Genomic DNA, 16,144 nt, shown 5'->3' with positions numbered 1-16,144 from the left:
TCAGACCTCCACCTTCGCCAGCCGGACGTAGACCAGGCCGAGCACGAGCACGATCGCGAGCAGGATCATCGACGCGGCGCTGCCGATGCCGACCTGCGAGAACTGCAGGGCCCGCTCGTAGATGTAGATGGCGGCGATGCGGGTCTGCCCGCCCGGTCCGCCCTGGGTCAGGAAGTACACCAGGCCGAAGACGCCGACCGTGCTGATCGTCGTGAGCAGCAGGTAGAGGAACACCGGACCGCGGATGAGCGGCAGCGTGACGTGGCGGAACACCTGCACCGCCTTGGCGCCGTCCATCCGCGCCGCCTCGATGAGCTCCACCGGCACGTCCTCGAGCGCGGCCTGGAACATGATCATGGCGAAGGCGATGCCGCGCCAGATGTTGACGGCGATGACGGAGGCCATCGGCACGACCTGCAGCCAGTCGGTCGGGTCGGCGCCGAAGACGCCCGTCAGACGGTTCAGCGTGCCGGACGCGTTGTTCGAGAGCACGCTCGCCCAGGTGAGCGAGGCGACCACCTCCGGCACGACCATCGGCATGAGCACGGCCGCGCCGAACAGCCCCTTGCCGCGCATCCACGGCCGGCTGAGCAGGATCGCCGCGAGCATGCCGAGCACGGTCTGCCCGATGATCGCGGAGTAGAGCACGAACTCGCCGGTGTGGCCGAGCGAGCCGAGGAAGTCGGCGTTCGTCAGCAGGTACACGTAGTTGTCGATGCCGATGAACTTCGGATCGCGCGCGGCGAAGCCGGTCAGCTGCGTGTTCGTGAAGCTGAGCACCACGCCGTAGACGGCGGGCGCGACGATGAAGACCGCGATGAGCGCCGCGGCGGGGCCGAGGAGCAGGAGCACATACGGCCACGTGCGGCGACGCGGCCGCCGCCTCGGCGACGACGGCCGGGGGGCCGTCGCCGCCGAGGCGGTCGGGGTGGAGACGCTGGTCACTTGATGAGGTTCGGTCCCAGCAGATCCGTCGCGTCCTTCACGAACGCGTCGTAGGCCTGCTTGCCGTCGGCCTTGCCGCTGATGATCAGCTCGGTCGAGGTCGCGATGGCCTGCGAGATCTGGTCGCTGCCGTCGCCGGTGGGCACGTACACGCTGGTGGCCAGGTTGTCCTGCGCCTCCAGCAGCTTCGGCTCGTCGGCGTAGGGCTTCACGTCCGTCAGGTCGTCGCGCGGCGACGCGGCGCCGGAGGCGACGAGCTGCTCCGCGAGGGCGGTGCCGGAGGAGAGGTACTTCGCCAGCTCGAACGCCGCCTCCTTGTTCTGCGACTTCTCCGGGATGGCGTAGCCGAAGCCGAGCCCGCTCCAGCCGAACGGCTTGTCGCCGTCGCGCAGGGCCGGGTACTGCCAGGTGTCGACCTTCGTGGTCAGGTCGGGGATCGGCGTGGCGCCCTCGGGGCCCCAGTCGTACTTCCACCCCCAGCTGCCCTGGGCCGCGACCTGGATCTTGCCGGCCGGGAACTTGTCGTACTTCGTGGGCTCCCACGGGTTCGGGTTCTCGAGGTCCTGCACCGGCAGGAGGCCCTTCGTGGTCAGCTCCGAGTAGAGGTCGAAGACCGCGGGGAAGCCGCTGCTCTTGAGATCCCACTTGCCGGTCTTCAGGCTGTAGTAGCTCTGGTCGGTGCCGCCGAGGATGGGCTGGAAGCCCTCGTTCCAGGCGCCGCCGCCCCACGACGTGCCCGCCGGGATGACGATCGGGGTGTCGCCCGTCGCGGCCTTGACCTGCTCGAGGCGCGAGATCAGATCGTCCCAGGTGGCCGGCTGCTCGGTGTCGATGCCGAGCTGCTCGAGGATGTCCTTGCGGTAGAAGAGGTTCTGCACGCCGGTGTCGTGCACGAGGGCGTAGACCTTGCCGTCCTGGCGCACCATCGACTTCTTGATGGTCGGGTAGTAGTGGTCCCAGCCATCCCACTTCGACAGGTCGTCGTCGAGCGGGGCGAGGTAGCCGGCGCCGGCGAACCCGGGCACCAGGCTGTCGCCCATGTCGATGAGGTCGGGCGCCTTGCCGGCGATGAGCTGCTGGGTGATCTTCGTCTTGAACTGGTCGTCGGTCAGCACGTCGGCGACGAGCTTGACCTTGATGTCCTTGCCCTGCTTCTTCATCTCGGCCTCGAAGCCCGGGAGGACCTTCTTGAGGGCGTCGATGCGGGTCTGCTGGAACTCCATCACGGTGATGGTCGTCGAGCCGCCGGCGTCGCCGCCGCTCGAGCAGGCCGTGAGGCCGGCGGCCGCCACCAGGGTGGCGACGGCGGCGGCGATCACGCGGGTGCGCTTCATTGCGTGCCTCTCTCCGCTCGCCCCATTCGGCTACTTTGCCGATTCAATGGGAAAAAGCGTCGCCTGATGTTAGGACATGGATCTCCCGCGGGTCAATCGGCTCGACGCGGGGCGTTACCGAGCCGTGATCCTGCTCAAGGTGGACTTCCTCCAGGTGTCGGAAGTAAAGGCGATTGGGCATCGGAGGCATCGACGCGCGATACTCGCACCGTGTACCGCGGCAGCAGCCTCCTCCGTCTCGCGGACTACAACCAGGCCGTCATCCTCGACCTCGTGCGCCGCTCCCCCGGACTGAGCCGCACGGAGCTGCAGCGCGCCTCCGGGCTCGCCTCGCAGACCATCTCGAACATCACCCGACGGCTCATCGACACCGAGCTCATCCGCGAGTCGGAGCCCGCCGACACGGCGCGCGGCCGGCCGAGCATCCCCCTGGCCCCGAACGGCGCCGGCGCCTACGCCGTGGGCGTGCACATCGACCCGGCGCGCATCACGCTGCTGCTGCTCGACGTGGCCGGCGCCGTGCTGCGGCAGCAGGAGCTGCGCACGCCGCAGGCGACCAACCCGGGCGAGGTCACCGCGCTCGTCGCCGTCAGCGCCGGCCGGCTCATCCGGGAGGCGGGGATCGACCGCGACCGCGTGCTCGGACTCGGCATCGCCGCCCCGGGTCCGCTCGACGTGCGCGAGGGCATCGTGCTCGATCCGCCCCAGCTGCCGGAGTGGCGGAACGTGCGGCTGCGCGCCGACCTCCATGACGCGACCGGGCTGCCCGTGCTGCTCGACAAGGACGTCACCGCCGCCGCCACCGCCGAGCTGCGCGCGTCGAGCTCGCCCGACTTCCTGTTCCTCTACCTCGGCTCCGGCGTCGGCGCGGCCGTCGTCGCCGGCGGCCAGGTGCTCCGCGGCGCCAGCAACAACATCGGCGAGATCGGCGACCTCCTCGTCGACCCGGCGGCCGAGGATCTCGGCTGGGGCGGACGACGCGGCGGACTGGCCGCCGCCTGCGTGCCCGAGGCGCTGACCATCCAGGCGGCGCGGGCCGGCATCCTGCCCCTCCCCGAGCTGACCGACTACCTCGCGATCGACGACGCCTGCACGGCGCTCTCGGCCGCGGCGGCGTCCGGCGACGAGCGCGCGGTGTCGCTGCTGACCCGGGCGGCCCGTCGTGTCGCGGTCGGGGCCGGCGTGCTCGTCAACTTCCTCGACGTGCCGCGGGTCGTGCTCGGAGGTCCGCTGTGGGACCGGCTGAGCCCGGAGTTCCTGCCCGTGCTGTCGGAGGCCGTCGGCGCCGAGCTCGTGGTGGCCCGCGACTCGTTCTCCGTCGTGGGGTCCGGGGTGGGCGAGCGGGTCGCGGCGCAGGGCGCCGCGGAGCTCGTGATGGACCACTTCCTCGCGCCGCGGGCCGCGGTGCTCATCGCGGAGTAGCCGGCCGCTCGCGTCCCGCCGTCCGACACCGGCTCGCCGTCCCGCGCGGGCGGTCATGGTTGCGCTACCACCGCTCGGGGGAAGAGGATGGTCGCGGCTCGTCGACCTCAGCGGGCGGGCCGCAGCAGTCCGCGCGCGGCATCCGCGCGCATCGCCCCGCCTGAAGGACCGACGATGACGCCGACTCCCGCGAATCCCCGCCTGCCGGAGACCGCCGCCCGCCTCGGCACGGTCGACGACCGCACCTGGTCCGTCACGCGGGAGGACGGGCCGCTCGAGCTGCGGTTCCCCGCCGGTCCGGCCTTCGTGCTCGACCGCGAGCCCCGCGTCGACGGCGGCGAGCAGCTCTTCGTGCTCCCGGTCGACGACGCCCACCGCGAGCTCGCCGGCCGCGGCACCGCGTGGGTCCTGCCGGCCGCACCCGACTCCGCGGAGGCGGGCTGGCTGATCCGCGCCGACGGGGCGATCCGCGTCCGCTCCGGCTCCGACGGGGACGGCGTGCTCGTCGAGATCGACGCCGCATCCGCCGAGCTCGTCGCGCACCGCGCCCGGCCGCACGCCGACGTCACCGGCGGCGGCTACGAGCTCGCGATCGAGGGCGGCGACCTGCTCGCGGACGCCTGGGCCGGGTTCTACTGGGGCACGATGCTGCCCTGCGTGGTCGAGCGGACGATCGCGGCCGGCTACCCGGACGCCGACGGCTACGTCATCAGCACGCTCGCCGACCAGTACCTCGGCACCTACCCGGACGTCGACCACGAGTTCCAGATCAAGGGCCGCCTGGCCTGGGGCGGCACCGCGGACCTCCACATCGTGCGTCGGATGATCGAGCTGCAGCTCCGGCTCATGCGGGAGGACCCGACCGGGCTCTGGCGGGATCCGTGCGCCGTGCAGCCGGATGGCGACCGCGAGTACCACGTGCGCCGCAACAGCATGGACGGGCGCGAGAACGCGGAGATGTTCCTCGCCACCGGCAACATCGGCGTGATCGAGTCGATCTGGATGCTCGTGGCGCGCACCCGCGACCTCGACTGGCTCGGCGCGCACATCGACGAGATCGAGGGCGCGACCTCGCTCGTCGAGGGCTGCATCGACCCGCACGGCCGGCTCTGGTCTGACGTCTACTACGAGGACCAGGTGATCAAGGACGGCCGCGAGACGATGTCGTCCGCGCTCGCGATCCGCTCGTTCCGGCTGCTCGCCGAGCTCGAGGAGCTGCTCGGGCGCGGCGAGCGCGCCGGGCACTACCGCGCGCGCGCCGAGCAGCTCGCGACCGCGCTCGCCGCACCGCTGCCGCTGGGGTACTGGGACGCGGAGGCGGAGCGCTTCATCGACTGGGTCGACCGCGCCGGGGTCGTGCACGACCACCTCCACCTGCTCGCGAACGTGCTCCCCGTGATCGTCGGCGCGGCCGATGCGGCGCAGACCGCGGCGGTCGTCGACCTCGTCGAGCGCGAGCGCGACGAGTTCCAGCGCTTCCCGACCTTCCTCGCCGCCCGGGTGCAGGACTACACGGACGGCGAGATCGGCGACGGCGGCCCCTACGACCTCTGCGCCGCCGGGCGCTACTGGACCTGGGACGCGGCCTACTGGTCGTGGCGCGCGGACGGCGGGACGATCCGCGGTCAGCTCGACACGGTCGCCCGGCAGGGTGCGGCCGACGACTGGGTCATGGGCGAGCGCTACGACATGGACCACGTGTACTACGTCGACGGCTCGCCGTGGCACGGCGCCGCGCACTACTACGAGTACCCCAACGTGTTCGCGTGGGTGCTCGTGCACGAGTACCTCGGCGTGCGGCCGGCGCTCGACGCGGACCTGCATCTCGCCCCGCAGCTCGCCGCCCCCGGCACGATCACCCTCGGACAGGACGCCTACCGCCTGCGCTGGACGCTCGACGCCGAGGGCTTCCGGCTCGAGAACCTCGACGATCGGCCCCGCACGTTCCGGGTCGACCTCGGCGCGGTGCTGCCGGGCGCCGCCGAGCAGCTGGTCGAGCTGGCGCCGGGCGCATCCGTGCTCCTCACCGCGGACGCCGGATGAGCGGGCCGCTGCCCGTCGTCACCCTGCCCGTCGATCTGGCCGGCACGCCGTTCAGCGTGCGCGGGTCGTACTACTCGGTCTCGATCCCGGACGACCAGGACGTGCACGGCGTGTACCTCCGCACCGTGCGCGGAGGAGCCCGCAGCCGCGAGATCCTCCGCGTGGTCGTCGGCGGGGTGGCGATCCCCGAGATCGAGGTCAGGGCAGGGCGGCTGGTGCTCACGGGCGGCGACGCCCGTGCCGAGCTCGCGCTGACCGGCACCGGCCGGGCGCTGATCCGCGTCGAGCGCGGCACGGTCGAGCTCGAGCTCTGCTTCCGCAGCCGCTACGACGTCGTCGTCGAGGAGGCGGACGACCGCTGGCGCTTCGTGCACAGCGGCGCGGTGCGCAACTACCGTCTCGCGCTCCAGGGCGGCCGCGGGGAGCTCCGCTCCGGCTGGGACGCCGACCACAGCACGGACGGCGTGCTCGCGGTCACGGCGGACGGCGGCGCGGCGGTGCTCGTCGTCGACGAGTTCGACAGCGCTCCCCCGCACGTGGCCGACGGCGAGGCGGCCGAGGCCTTCGCCGCCGCGGTCGAGGAGGCCGAGGCGGACTTCGGCCGCTGGTGGGAGCGGCATGGCGCGCCGGCCGTGCACCACCCGGCGCACGCGGACGCCGCGCGCCTCGCCGCCTACGTCGACTGGGCCGCGCTGGTGCCGGCCGGCGGGCTGCTGCGCCGCGAGTCGATGCTCATGTCGAAGAACCGGATGACGCACATCTGGAGCTGGGACCACTGCTTCAATGCGATGGCGCTCCGCCGCGACCCGGACGCCGCCGCCGGGCAGCTGCTCACGATCTTCGACCACCAGGACGCGGCGGGCGGGCTGCCCGACCACATCGACGACGCCGGCGTGCAGTTCAACTTCGCCAAGCCCCCCGTGCACGGCTGGGCGATCACCTGGCTCCTCGATCGCGGCGGGCTCGACGACGCCCACCTCGCCGAGCTGGCCGAGCCGCTCGCGCGCTGGACCCGCTGGTGGCGGGAGCAGCGCGACTACCGCGGCGACGGCATCCCGTCCTACAACCACGGCAACGACTCCGGCTGGGACAACGCGACCGTCTTCGCCGAGGGCGTGCCGGTGCAGGGCGCCGACCTCCTCGCGTTCCTCGCCCTGCAGGAGCATGCGCTGGCCCGGATCGCCGACCGCCTCGGCCGACCCGACGAGGCCGCCGATTGGCGCGCGCGAGCGCACGACAGCATCCGCGTGCTCCTCGACCGGTTCTGGACCGGCGAGCGCTTCGCGACCCGCGACACCCGGAGCGGCGCGACCGTGGCCTCGCGGAGCCTCATCACGCTGATGCCGATCGCGCTCGGCGAGCTGCTGCCGGCCGAGTTGTTCGCGGCCGCGGTGCGCGCGCTCGAGACCGGCGGCTACCTCACCGCCCACGGCCTCGCGACCGAGCCGCCGGACAGCCCGCACTACGAGCCGGACGGCTACTGGCGCGGACCGGTGTGGGCGCCGACGACGATGCTGCTCGTCGACGGCCTCGCGCGGGGCGGACGTGCGGACCTCGCCCGCGAGATCGCGCGCCGCTTCGCGGACACCTGCGCGGCCGCCGGCATGGCCGAGAACTTCGACGCCCTCACGGGCGCCGGCCTCCGCGACCGCAGCATGACCTGGACCGCCTCCGTCTTCCTCGTCCTGGCGGATGCCGCCGGGGCGGACGGATCCGACCACTCCCCGACGACCGACAGGATCCACTCGTGAGCCGCTTCGAGATCGGCGAGCAGGACTTCCTGCTCGACGGCGCCCCCGTCCGCATCCTCTCCGGTGCGCTGCACTACTGGCGCATCCACCCCGACCACTGGGCCGACCGGGTGCGCAAGGCCCGGCAGCTCGGACTCAACACGATCGAGACCTACGTGCCGTGGAACCTCCACGCGCCGCGGCCCGGCGAGTGGACGACCGAGGGCCGGCTCGACCTCGACCGCTTCCTCGGCGTCGTCGCCGCCGAGGGGCTCACCGCGATCGTGCGCCCCGGCCCGTACATCTGCGCCGAGCACGACAACGGCGGTCTGCCCGCCTGGCTGTTCACCGACCCGGAGGTCGGCATCCGCCGTCACGAGCCGCGCTTCCTCGCCGCCGTGACCGAGTACCTCGATCGCGTCTACGAGATCGTCGCGCCGCACCAGATCGACCGCGACGGCACCGTCGTCCTCGTGCAGATCGAGAACGAGTACGGCGCGTACGGCGACGACGCGGACTACCTCGACGCGCTGGTCGAGCTCACCAGGGCGGCCGGCATCACGGTGCCGTTCGTGACCGTCGACCAGCCGCAGCCGCACATGCTCGAGAACGGCTCGCGGCCGTACCTGCACAAGACCGCGTCGTTCGGCTCGCGCTCGCCCGAGCGGCTCGCGACGCTCCGGCAGCACCAGAGCACCGGCCCGCTCATGTGCATGGAGTACTGGGACGGCTGGTTCGACTCCTGGGGTCTCCCCCACCACACGACCTCGGCGGCGGAGGCGGCCGCCGACCTCGACGCGCTGCTCGCGGCCGGCGCGTCGGTGAACCTGTACATGCTCCACGGCGGCACGAACTTCGGGCTCACGAGCGGCGCCAACGACAAGGGGCTGTTCCAGCCGATCACCACGAGCTACGACTACGACGCCCCGCTCGACGAGGCCGGACGCCCGACCGAGAAGTACTGGGCGTTCCGCGAGGTGCTCGCGAAGTACGCGCCGCCGGCGGACGACGAGCCGGCGGGTCCGGCGCCCGCAGCAGAGCAGGAGGTCGTGCTCACGGAGACGGCGCCGCTGCCGGCGGCGCTCGGCGGCCTGCCGTCCGTCGCGACCGACGAGCCGCCGACCTGGGCGGCGACGGAGGTGGACGCCGCGCTGCTGCTCCACGAGACCGAGCTCACCACCGCGGCGCCGTCCGTCCTCACCATCGGCGAGGTGCGCGACCGCGTGACCGTCATCGTCGACGGCACGGTCGTCGGCGTCCTCGCCCGCGACCATCACCAGCGCGCCCTGCCGGTGCCGGCGATCGCGCGGACGCTCGCGCTGCTCGTCGAGAACCAGGGCCGCGTCGACTACGGACCGCGCCTCGGCGAGGACAAGGGCCTGTTCGGCGGCGTCGTGATCGGCGGCGAGCCGGTCGGGCGCTGGACGACCCGCGCGGCGCGCGAGGACGACCTGCGAGCCGTCGCCGCCGAGGCGATCGGATGGACGCCGGTCGCGGCCGGTGCGGCGATCGCCGGACCGGCGCTGGCCTGCGGCGAGTTCGAGATCGCCGCCGACGGCGAGGCTCCCGGCGACCGGTTCCTGTCGACCGACGGGCTCGGCAAGGGCATCGTCTGGGTGAACGGCTTCTGCCTCGGCCGGTACTGGTCGCGCGGTCCGCAGCGCACGCTGTACGTGCCGGGGCCGGTGCTGCGTGCGGGCCGGAACGAGCTGCTCGTGCTCGAGCTCGACGCCGCGCCCGAGTCCTCGATCCGCTTCGTGGCGGAGCCGGAGCCCGGCTGGGTCGACGCGTAGTCGCGTCGCATCTCCCGACACCGCTGGCTGAGGAGGCGCGCCAGCGCCGTCTCGAAGCCTCACGCTTGCAGACATGAGGCTTCGAGACGGCCGCGGGCGGCCTCCTCAGCCGGCGGGATCCGGGTCGCGCGACTCAGCCCTCGAAGGCGGCCTTCCGGCGCTGCACCTCGGCGATGCGCGGGGTGTCGAACTTCGGCTTGCGGTCGAAGTCGTAGACGCCGTTCTCCTCCTGGAACACGTCGGTCAGCTGCGTGAAGCAGTAGCCGAACATGTCGGGGTCCTGCAGCAGCACCGAGGTCAGGCCGTCGAAGCGCGCGTACCACTCCTCGAGTGAGCGGACGCGGTCGCCGTAGCCCCACGAGGCCACGCGCTCCGGGTCGTCCGTCTCCGGGTTGGTGCCGGTGCCGAGGAGGTCGGCGTTCCACCAGATGCCGCCGTACTCCGAGCAGAAGTAGGGCTGGCCGCCGTAGGGGATCGACTCGTGCTGGGTGTCGCGGTGCATGTTGACCCACGGCGTGCCCTCCGGGAGCCCGGCCTGGTTCTCGGCGAAGCGCTCGACGACCTGCTCGTAGTCGTGCGAGTCGTAGACGTCGGCGCCGCGGACGCGGTGCGCGTACCCGGAGGTGTCGAGCACCGGACGGGTCGGGTCCGCGAGCTTCGCCGCGAGGTACATGCCGTGGGTGACGTCGTCGAGCACCGTGATGTGGTCGGTGATCGGCTGCCAGGTCTCGTTGAGCGGGCACCATCCGACGATCGAGGGGTGGTTGCCGTCGCGCTCGAGCGCCTCCAGCCACTGCGTGATGAACGACGCGGTCGGCTGCTGGTTGTCGCCGTCGCGGCGGTACTGCGCGACGCCCCAGTCGCCGAACTCGCCCCAGGTCAGGTAGCCCATCCGGTCGGCGTGGTAGTGGAACCGCTCCTCGAACACCTTCTGGTGCAGGCGGGCGCCGTTGAAGCCGGCCTCCATCGAGAGGCGGATGTCGTCGATGAGCGCCTGATCGGTCGGCGCGGTCATCATGCTGTCGCGCCACAGGCCCTGGTCGAGCACGAGCCGCTGGAACACCGGCTCGCCGTTGATGAGGATCTGCTTGCCGCGGATCGTCACCGAGCGCAGTCCCGCGTACGAGGCGACCGTGTCGACCACGGTGTCGCCGTCGAGCAGCTCGACGTCGATGTCGTAGAGCTCCGGAGCGCCGGGTCCCCACAGGCGGACGCGGTCGGCGGGGATCGCGAGCACGAGCTCCGGCGCCAGGTCGAGCGAGGCATCCGCCTCGGCCACGGCCACCTCGCCCTGCTCGTCGCGCACGACCACGCGCACCCGGCCGGCGTCGAAGCTGCCGGTGAGCGGCACCGTCACGGTGAAGCTCGAGGTGGCGACGTTCGGCGTGATCTTCAGGCGGCGGATGCGCACGCGCGGCACCGGCTCGATCCAGACGCTCTGCCAGATGCCGGTCGTCCGGCCGTAGAGCGCGCCGCTGTTCTCGAACTCGAGGGACTGCTTGCCGCGGGCCTGCGGCTCGTTCGGCGTGTCCCGGGCGCGCAGCACGATGGTCGCGTCGGTGCCCGGCTCGGCGACGCCGGCCAGGTCGGCGGTGAAGCTCGTGAAGCCGCCGCGGTGGCGGATGACCTCCTGCCCGTTCACCCAGACGGTGGCGTCGTGGTCGACGGCGCCGAAGTGCAGCAGCACGTCGGACCCGGCCCAGTCGGCCGGGATGCTCACGACCCGGCGGTACCAGACCGCGTGCAGGAAGTCGGTGTCGCCGATGCCGCTCAGCGCGGTCTCCGGCGCGAAGGGCACGAGGATGCTGCTGTCGAGCTCGCGCTCGCGCAGGCCGCGCTCGAGGCCGCTGTCGCCGCGGTCGATCTCGAACTGCCAGGTGCCGTTGAGGCTCTGCCAGCGGTCGCGCACCAGCTGGGGGCGGGGGTACTCGGGGCGGGGGATGGCGCTGTCGCTCAACGTCGACCTCTCTGTCGTTCCGGGCTCGTCTGTCGTCGCCGACTCGAATTGCTACGTAGCATAGCCTGACGCTGCGACCATGATGGAGGTCGCCGGTCGACCACGAGGGAGTGCACCTGTGACGGTCTCGACAGCACCCCTGCGCACCGCGCTGATCGGCGCCGGCGCGATGGGCTCGATCATCGCCCGCGACATCGCGCCGCGACCGGGGCTCGGCGTGGCGTACGCGGCCGTCGTCGACCGGGACGCCGACCGCGCGGCCGCGCTCGGGGGTCCGCTCGACGCCCGCGCGTGCACCTCGCTGGCGGACGCCGTGCGCGACGCCGGCGTCGAGGCGGCCGACCTGCGCCTCCCCCACGGCGCCCACCGCGCCGCCGTGCTCGAGGCGCTCCAGCTCGGCCTGCACGTGCTCGTCGAGAAGCCGGTCGCGATCGACGCGGACGACCTCGCCGCCATCCGCTCGGCTGCGCGCCGGGCCGCCGAGCGCGGCCTCGTCGTCGCGGTCGCCGAGAACTACCCGCACCTGCTCGCGGTGCGCGCGGCCGCCGAGGCGGTGACGCGCGGCGACCTGGGCGTGCCGCTCGCGGTGCGGACGACGCGCGTCTACACGCTCGACGGCGACTGGGCGGCCTCCGGCTGGCGGCAGGGCGGTGGTGCGGAGTCCGGCGTGCTCTGGGACCAGGGCACGCATCACACGAGCCTGATCCGCGCGGTCGCCGGCGAGATCGACACCGTCGCGGCCGTCGCCTCCACCGGCCGCGCCGCCGCGGCCCCGGGGGCGGACACCGTCGCCCTGCAGCTCGGGCTGGCGAGCGGGATCGCCGCGCAGTCGCTCTACTGCTGGGGCGCGCCCGCCGACGGCGCGCTGGCGGACGCCGTCGAGGCGGAGGCCGTCGTGTTCGGCACCGAGGGGCGGATCGAGATCGGGGTGTCCTACGACGCGCCGACCGGCTCCGCCGTGCTGATCCCGCGAACCGGGGCGCCGCGTGCCCTCTCGGCGCCGGAGGGCTACTACGACAGCCACGCGACGATCCTCGACGACTGGGCGGCCGCGATCCGCTCGGGCGGTGCACCGCGGGTCGGCGTGGACGACGCGATCGAGGACGCCCGGGTCGTGCTCGCGGCCGTCGTCTCGCTCGAGCGGGGCGGCGCGCCCGTGCGCGTCGGCGGCGTCGCGATCGGCGCAGACACGGAAGGAGGGCGCGCATGATCGAGCTGACCGCGCACCGGGCGGGACCCTTCCGCTCGGACCACGCCGAGGGTCCGATGTGGCAGGACGGCCGCCTCTACTGGGTCGACCAGTACCTCGGCGTCGTGCGGGTGGGCGCGGTCGCGGCCGACGGATCCGAGCACGACGACGAGCTCGAGCCGGTCGAGACCTGGCAGTTCGACGGACCGACCGGCGCGGTGGTGCCGCACTCGGCGGGCGGCTGGGCGGTGTCCGCCGGCAGCTCAGCCTGGCACCAGCGCCCGGACGGGAGCCGCAGCGAGATCGCCGCGCTGCCGCCGGACGGCGCCGTGCCGCTCCGCATGAACGACGGCAAGGCCGATCCGCTCGGCCGGTTCTGGATCGGCACCACCACCGTGTCGAGGGAGCCGTTCGCCGGCTTCCTCCACGTCGTCGAGCGCGGGCGGGTGACCACCGCGCTCGAGGGCGTCTCGACCTCGAACGGCCTCGTCTGGGACCCGACGGGTCGCGTCATGCACTACATCGACACCCCGACGCTCGAGGTGCGCCGCTTCCTCGTCGGCGGGGGCGGGGCGCTGATCGACGACGGCGTCGCCGTGCACATCCCCGAGGACGCGGGGTCGCCGGACGGGATGACGATCGACCGCGCGGGCACGCTCTGGGTCGCGATGTGGAACGCGGCGGCCGTGCACCGCTACTCGCCGGAGGGCGAGCTGCTGGCGGTCGTGCACGTCGACGCGCCGAAGGTGTCGAGCTGCGTGTTCGCCGGCCCGGATCTGACCACGCTGCTCATCACGACCTCGCAGGAGGACTACACGTCGGCCGACTCGGCCGCGAACCCCGGCGCGGGCTACATCTACCGGGTCGACGTCGCCGAGCTCGGCGCGGTCGGCCGCCCGGCGGACGTCTACCGCGGCTGACCGCCACACCATCCCGTCGCACCCGGATCCGCGAAGCCGGAGCGGGGGCGGGGCGGGCGACGCCGGCCATCACTCACCACTCGGCGAACGAACCGTCCGCGTGGTCCCAGATCGGCGTCCTCCACCCGGTGAAGGTCCTGGCGGACTCGCGCACGGCCTCCTCGTCGATCTCGACGCCGAGTCCCGGACCGGTGAGCCGCTCGATGTGCCCGTCCACGAATGCGAACACCGACGGGTCGACGACGTAGTCGAGCAGCTCGGCGGTCGTGTTGTAGTGGATGCCCAGCGACTGCTCCTGGATGAGCAGGTTCGGGATCGCGAAGTCGACCTGCAGGCAGGCGGCGAGCGCGACGGGGCCGAGCGGGCAGTGCGGGGCGATGGCGACGTCGAACGTCTCGGCGAGCGCCGCGATCCGCCGCACCTCGGAGATGCCGCCGGCATGCGACAGGTCCGGCTGCAGCACGGCGACGCCGGCCTCGAGCACCGGCAGCACGTCCCACCTCGAGTACAGCCGCTCGCCGGTGGCGATCGGCACCGAGCTGCCGGAGATGAGCCGCGCGAGCGTCGCGTGGTTGTTCTCGGCGAGCACCGGCTCCTCGACGAACAGCGGATGATGGGGCTCGAGCTGCGGCAGCAGCCGCCGCGCCGCCGGGGCGGACACCCGCCCGTGGAAGTCGATCGCGAAGTCGTTGTCGGGGCCCAGCGCCTCGCGCACGAGGCGTGCCCGCTCGACGATCTCCTCGTCCTCCGCCTGCGTCGGCAGGTGCCCGAGCTGGGCGGAGGCGTTCATCTTCACGGCGGTCAGTCCCGCCGCGCGCTGGGCGGCCGCCGCGGCCGCGACGTCGTCGGGCGAGTCGCCTCCGATCCAGCCGTAGATGCGCACGCGGTCGCGCACGGCGCCGCCGAGCAGCTCGTGCACCGGCACGCCCAGGTGCTTGCCCGCGATGTCCCAGAGCGCCTGGTCGACGCCGGCGACGGCGGAGGCGAGCACCGGCCCGCCGCGGTAGAACCCGCCGCGGGTGGAGCGCTGCCAGGCGTCCTCGATGCGGCGCGGGTCGGCGCCGACGAGCTGCTCGGCGAGCGCTCCGACGGCCGCCGACACCGAGTCGGAGTGGCCCTCCAGGCTCGCCTCGCCCCAGCCGTCGATGCCCGCGTCGGTCGACACCTTGACGAGCACCCAGCGGGGCGCCACCCGGAACGTCTCGATCTCCGTGATCCGCATGCGTCCTCCTCGACCTGCGAACGAATAAGTACTATGAATTGATAGCAGGAGGTGCCGCCGATGACCACCCCGACAGCCGCCGCGCCGGCCGGGCTGCAGCGCCGCGTCGTCGCGGAGCTCGGCGCCGACATCGCCGCCGGGCGCCTCGCACCGGGCGCCCTGCTCGCACCCGATGAGATCGGCGCCCGCTTCTCGGTGTCGCGCACCATCGTGCGCGAGGCATTCCGCGCGCTCGAGGCCCGCGGCCTCATCGACGCCCGCCGCCGGCGGGGCACGCTCGTCGCGGATCCGGCCGGCTGGAACCTGCTCGATCCGGACGTCATCGCCTGGCGCGCCGCGGGCCCGGACGCCGCCGCCCAGCTCGCCGACCTGCTCGTGCTGCGGGAGGCCGTGGAGCCGGCCGCCGCCGAGCTCGCGGCCGCCCGCGCCGACGACGCGCAGGCCGCGGAGCTCGCCGCCGCGTGCGACGACCTCGACGCCGCCGCGGCCGCCGGGTCGACTGCGGCCTTCGCGGACGCGGACGAGCGCTTCCACCGGGTGCTCGTCGCGGCGTCCGCGAACCCGGTGCTGACCCAGCTGCTGCACACCATCGAGGCGACGATCTCGACCCGGTACGCGGCCGGGCCGCCGCTCTTCACGCCGGCGACGACCGCGTCGCTCGCCCGGCACCGCGCGCTGGCCCGGGCGATCGCCGACCGGGATCCCGCGCGTGCCGCCGCCGAGAGCACCGCCCTCGTGCGCGAGGCGCGCGCGGAGGCGTTCCGTGCGGATCCGACGAGCGCCGCCCCCGCCATCCCGACCATCCCGACCACCCCGACAGGAGCCACCCGATGACCGACCGCATCGCCCTCGTCACCGGAGCCTCCCGCGGCATCGGGTTCGCCGTCGCCCGCGCGCTCGCCGCCCAGGGCGACACGGTCGTGATGACCGCGCGCGATCGCACCCGGCTCGACGCCGCCCGCGACGCGCTTGAGGCCGAGCTCGGACTGCCGCCCGGCCGGCTGCGCGCCGAGGCGTTCGACGTCGTCGACGAGGGTTCCGTCGAGCGGGCGGTGGCGCGCACGGAGGACGAGGCGGGCCCGATCGACGTGCTCGTCAACAACGCCGGCCTGCAGCGCCGAGCGCCGCTGGTCGAGATGCCCGCGGAGACCTGGCGCGCGGTGGTCGACGCCGACCTCACCGGCGCGTTCCTCGTCGGCCGCGCGGTCGCGAAGCGGATGCTGCCCCGCGGCCGCGGCGCCATCGTCAACGTGTGCTCGCTGCAGACCGCGATCTCGCGGCCGACCACGGCGCCCTACGCGGCCGCGAAGGCCGGCCTCGCCGCGCTGACCCGCACGATGTGCGCCGAGTGGGCGCCGCACGGCCTCCGCGTCAACGGCGTCGCGCCCGGCTACATCGCGACCGAGCTCAACGACACGCTCGTCGCCGATCCGGAGTTCAGCGCGTGGATCACCGGGCGCACGCCCGCCCGGCGCTGGGGCGACGCGGACGACGTCGCCGGCCCCGTGCTGTTCCTCGCGTCCGACGCCGCCCGCTTCGTGAACGGGCAGGTGCTCTACGTCGACGGCGGCATCACGGCCGTCATCTGA

The 16,144-nt window shown here is 73.4% G+C and carries 12 protein-coding genes; 8 read left to right on the top strand and 4 right to left on the bottom strand.

Going from position 1 to position 16,144, the window contains the following annotated elements:
* Both AC1RSJ_RS02725 and AC1RSJ_RS02720 read right to left on the bottom strand, forming a co-directional pair.
* On the bottom strand, positions 1–945 hold the full coding sequence (locus AC1RSJ_RS02725; RefSeq protein WP_493116790.1) for a carbohydrate ABC transporter permease: 945 nt from the start codon (positions 943–945) through the stop codon (positions 1–3).
* A complete protein-coding gene (locus tag AC1RSJ_RS02720) occupies positions 942–2,279 on the bottom strand; it encodes an ABC transporter substrate-binding protein (protein ID WP_493116789.1) in 1,338 nt (445 codons plus the stop codon). Before AC1RSJ_RS02720 ends, AC1RSJ_RS02725 begins: the two co-directional genes overlap by 4 nt.
* 210 nt (positions 2,280–2,489) lie before the next feature.
* Between AC1RSJ_RS02720 and AC1RSJ_RS02715 the strand changes: the two genes are divergently transcribed.
* From AC1RSJ_RS02715 to AC1RSJ_RS02700, 4 genes are all read left to right on the top strand, one after another.
* On the top strand, positions 2,490–3,701 hold the full coding sequence (locus AC1RSJ_RS02715) for an ROK family transcriptional regulator (protein ID WP_493116788.1): 1,212 nt from the start codon (positions 2,490–2,492) through the stop codon (positions 3,699–3,701).
* Between the two features lie 174 nt (positions 3,702–3,875).
* A complete protein-coding gene (locus tag AC1RSJ_RS02710) occupies positions 3,876–5,744 on the top strand; it encodes a hypothetical protein (protein WP_493116786.1) in 1,869 nt (622 codons plus the stop codon).
* On the top strand, positions 5,741–7,495 hold the full coding sequence (locus tag AC1RSJ_RS02705) for an amylo-alpha-1,6-glucosidase (RefSeq protein ID WP_493116785.1): 1,755 nt from the start codon (positions 5,741–5,743) through the stop codon (positions 7,493–7,495). The genes AC1RSJ_RS02710 and AC1RSJ_RS02705 overlap by 4 nt, the downstream gene beginning before the upstream one ends.
* On the top strand, positions 7,492–9,267 hold the full coding sequence (locus AC1RSJ_RS02700) for a glycoside hydrolase family 35 protein (RefSeq protein ID WP_493116784.1): 1,776 nt from the start codon (positions 7,492–7,494) through the stop codon (positions 9,265–9,267). The genes AC1RSJ_RS02705 and AC1RSJ_RS02700 overlap by 4 nt, the downstream gene beginning before the upstream one ends.
* A gap of 133 nt (positions 9,268–9,400) precedes the next feature.
* On the opposite strand, the gene AC1RSJ_RS02695 is transcribed toward AC1RSJ_RS02700, so the two are convergent.
* Positions 9,401–11,224 (bottom strand): glycoside hydrolase family 2 protein, encoded by a 1,824-nt coding sequence (locus tag AC1RSJ_RS02695; RefSeq protein ID WP_493116783.1) that lies wholly within the window; start codon positions 11,222–11,224, stop codon positions 9,401–9,403.
* Positions 11,225–11,342: 118 nt separating this feature from the next.
* Between AC1RSJ_RS02695 and AC1RSJ_RS02690 the strand changes: the two genes are divergently transcribed.
* Both AC1RSJ_RS02690 and AC1RSJ_RS02685 read left to right on the top strand, forming a co-directional pair.
* Positions 11,343–12,434, top strand: a complete 1,092-nt coding sequence (locus AC1RSJ_RS02690) for a Gfo/Idh/MocA family protein (protein WP_493116782.1) — start codon at positions 11,343–11,345, stop codon at positions 12,432–12,434.
* A complete protein-coding gene (locus AC1RSJ_RS02685; protein ID WP_493116781.1) occupies positions 12,431–13,333 on the top strand; it encodes an SMP-30/gluconolactonase/LRE family protein in 903 nt (300 codons plus the stop codon). The genes AC1RSJ_RS02690 and AC1RSJ_RS02685 overlap by 4 nt, the downstream gene beginning before the upstream one ends.
* 73 nt (positions 13,334–13,406) lie before the next feature.
* Here AC1RSJ_RS02685 and dgoD read toward each other — a convergent pair whose 3' ends face one another.
* Complete coding sequence (dgoD, locus tag AC1RSJ_RS02680) at positions 13,407–14,555, bottom strand: galactonate dehydratase (protein ID WP_493116780.1); 1,149 nt, start codon at positions 14,553–14,555, stop codon at positions 13,407–13,409.
* A 60-nt stretch (positions 14,556–14,615) separates the two neighbouring features.
* Here dgoD and AC1RSJ_RS02675 point away from each other — a divergent pair, with 60 nt between their 5' ends.
* Positions 14,616–15,389: a FadR/GntR family transcriptional regulator gene (locus tag AC1RSJ_RS02675; RefSeq protein WP_493116779.1), complete on the top strand. Its 774-nt coding sequence runs from the start codon at positions 14,616–14,618 to the stop codon at positions 15,387–15,389.
* Positions 15,386–16,144: an SDR family oxidoreductase gene (locus AC1RSJ_RS02670; RefSeq protein WP_493116778.1), complete on the top strand. Its 759-nt coding sequence runs from the start codon at positions 15,386–15,388 to the stop codon at positions 16,142–16,144. The genes AC1RSJ_RS02675 and AC1RSJ_RS02670 overlap by 4 nt, the downstream gene beginning before the upstream one ends.

The organism is Schumannella sp. GW821-FHT10F01 (genome assembly GCF_058809295.1).
The sequence above is the reverse complement of the archived record's forward strand: the minus strand, read 5'-3'. Positions and strand labels throughout refer to the sequence as shown.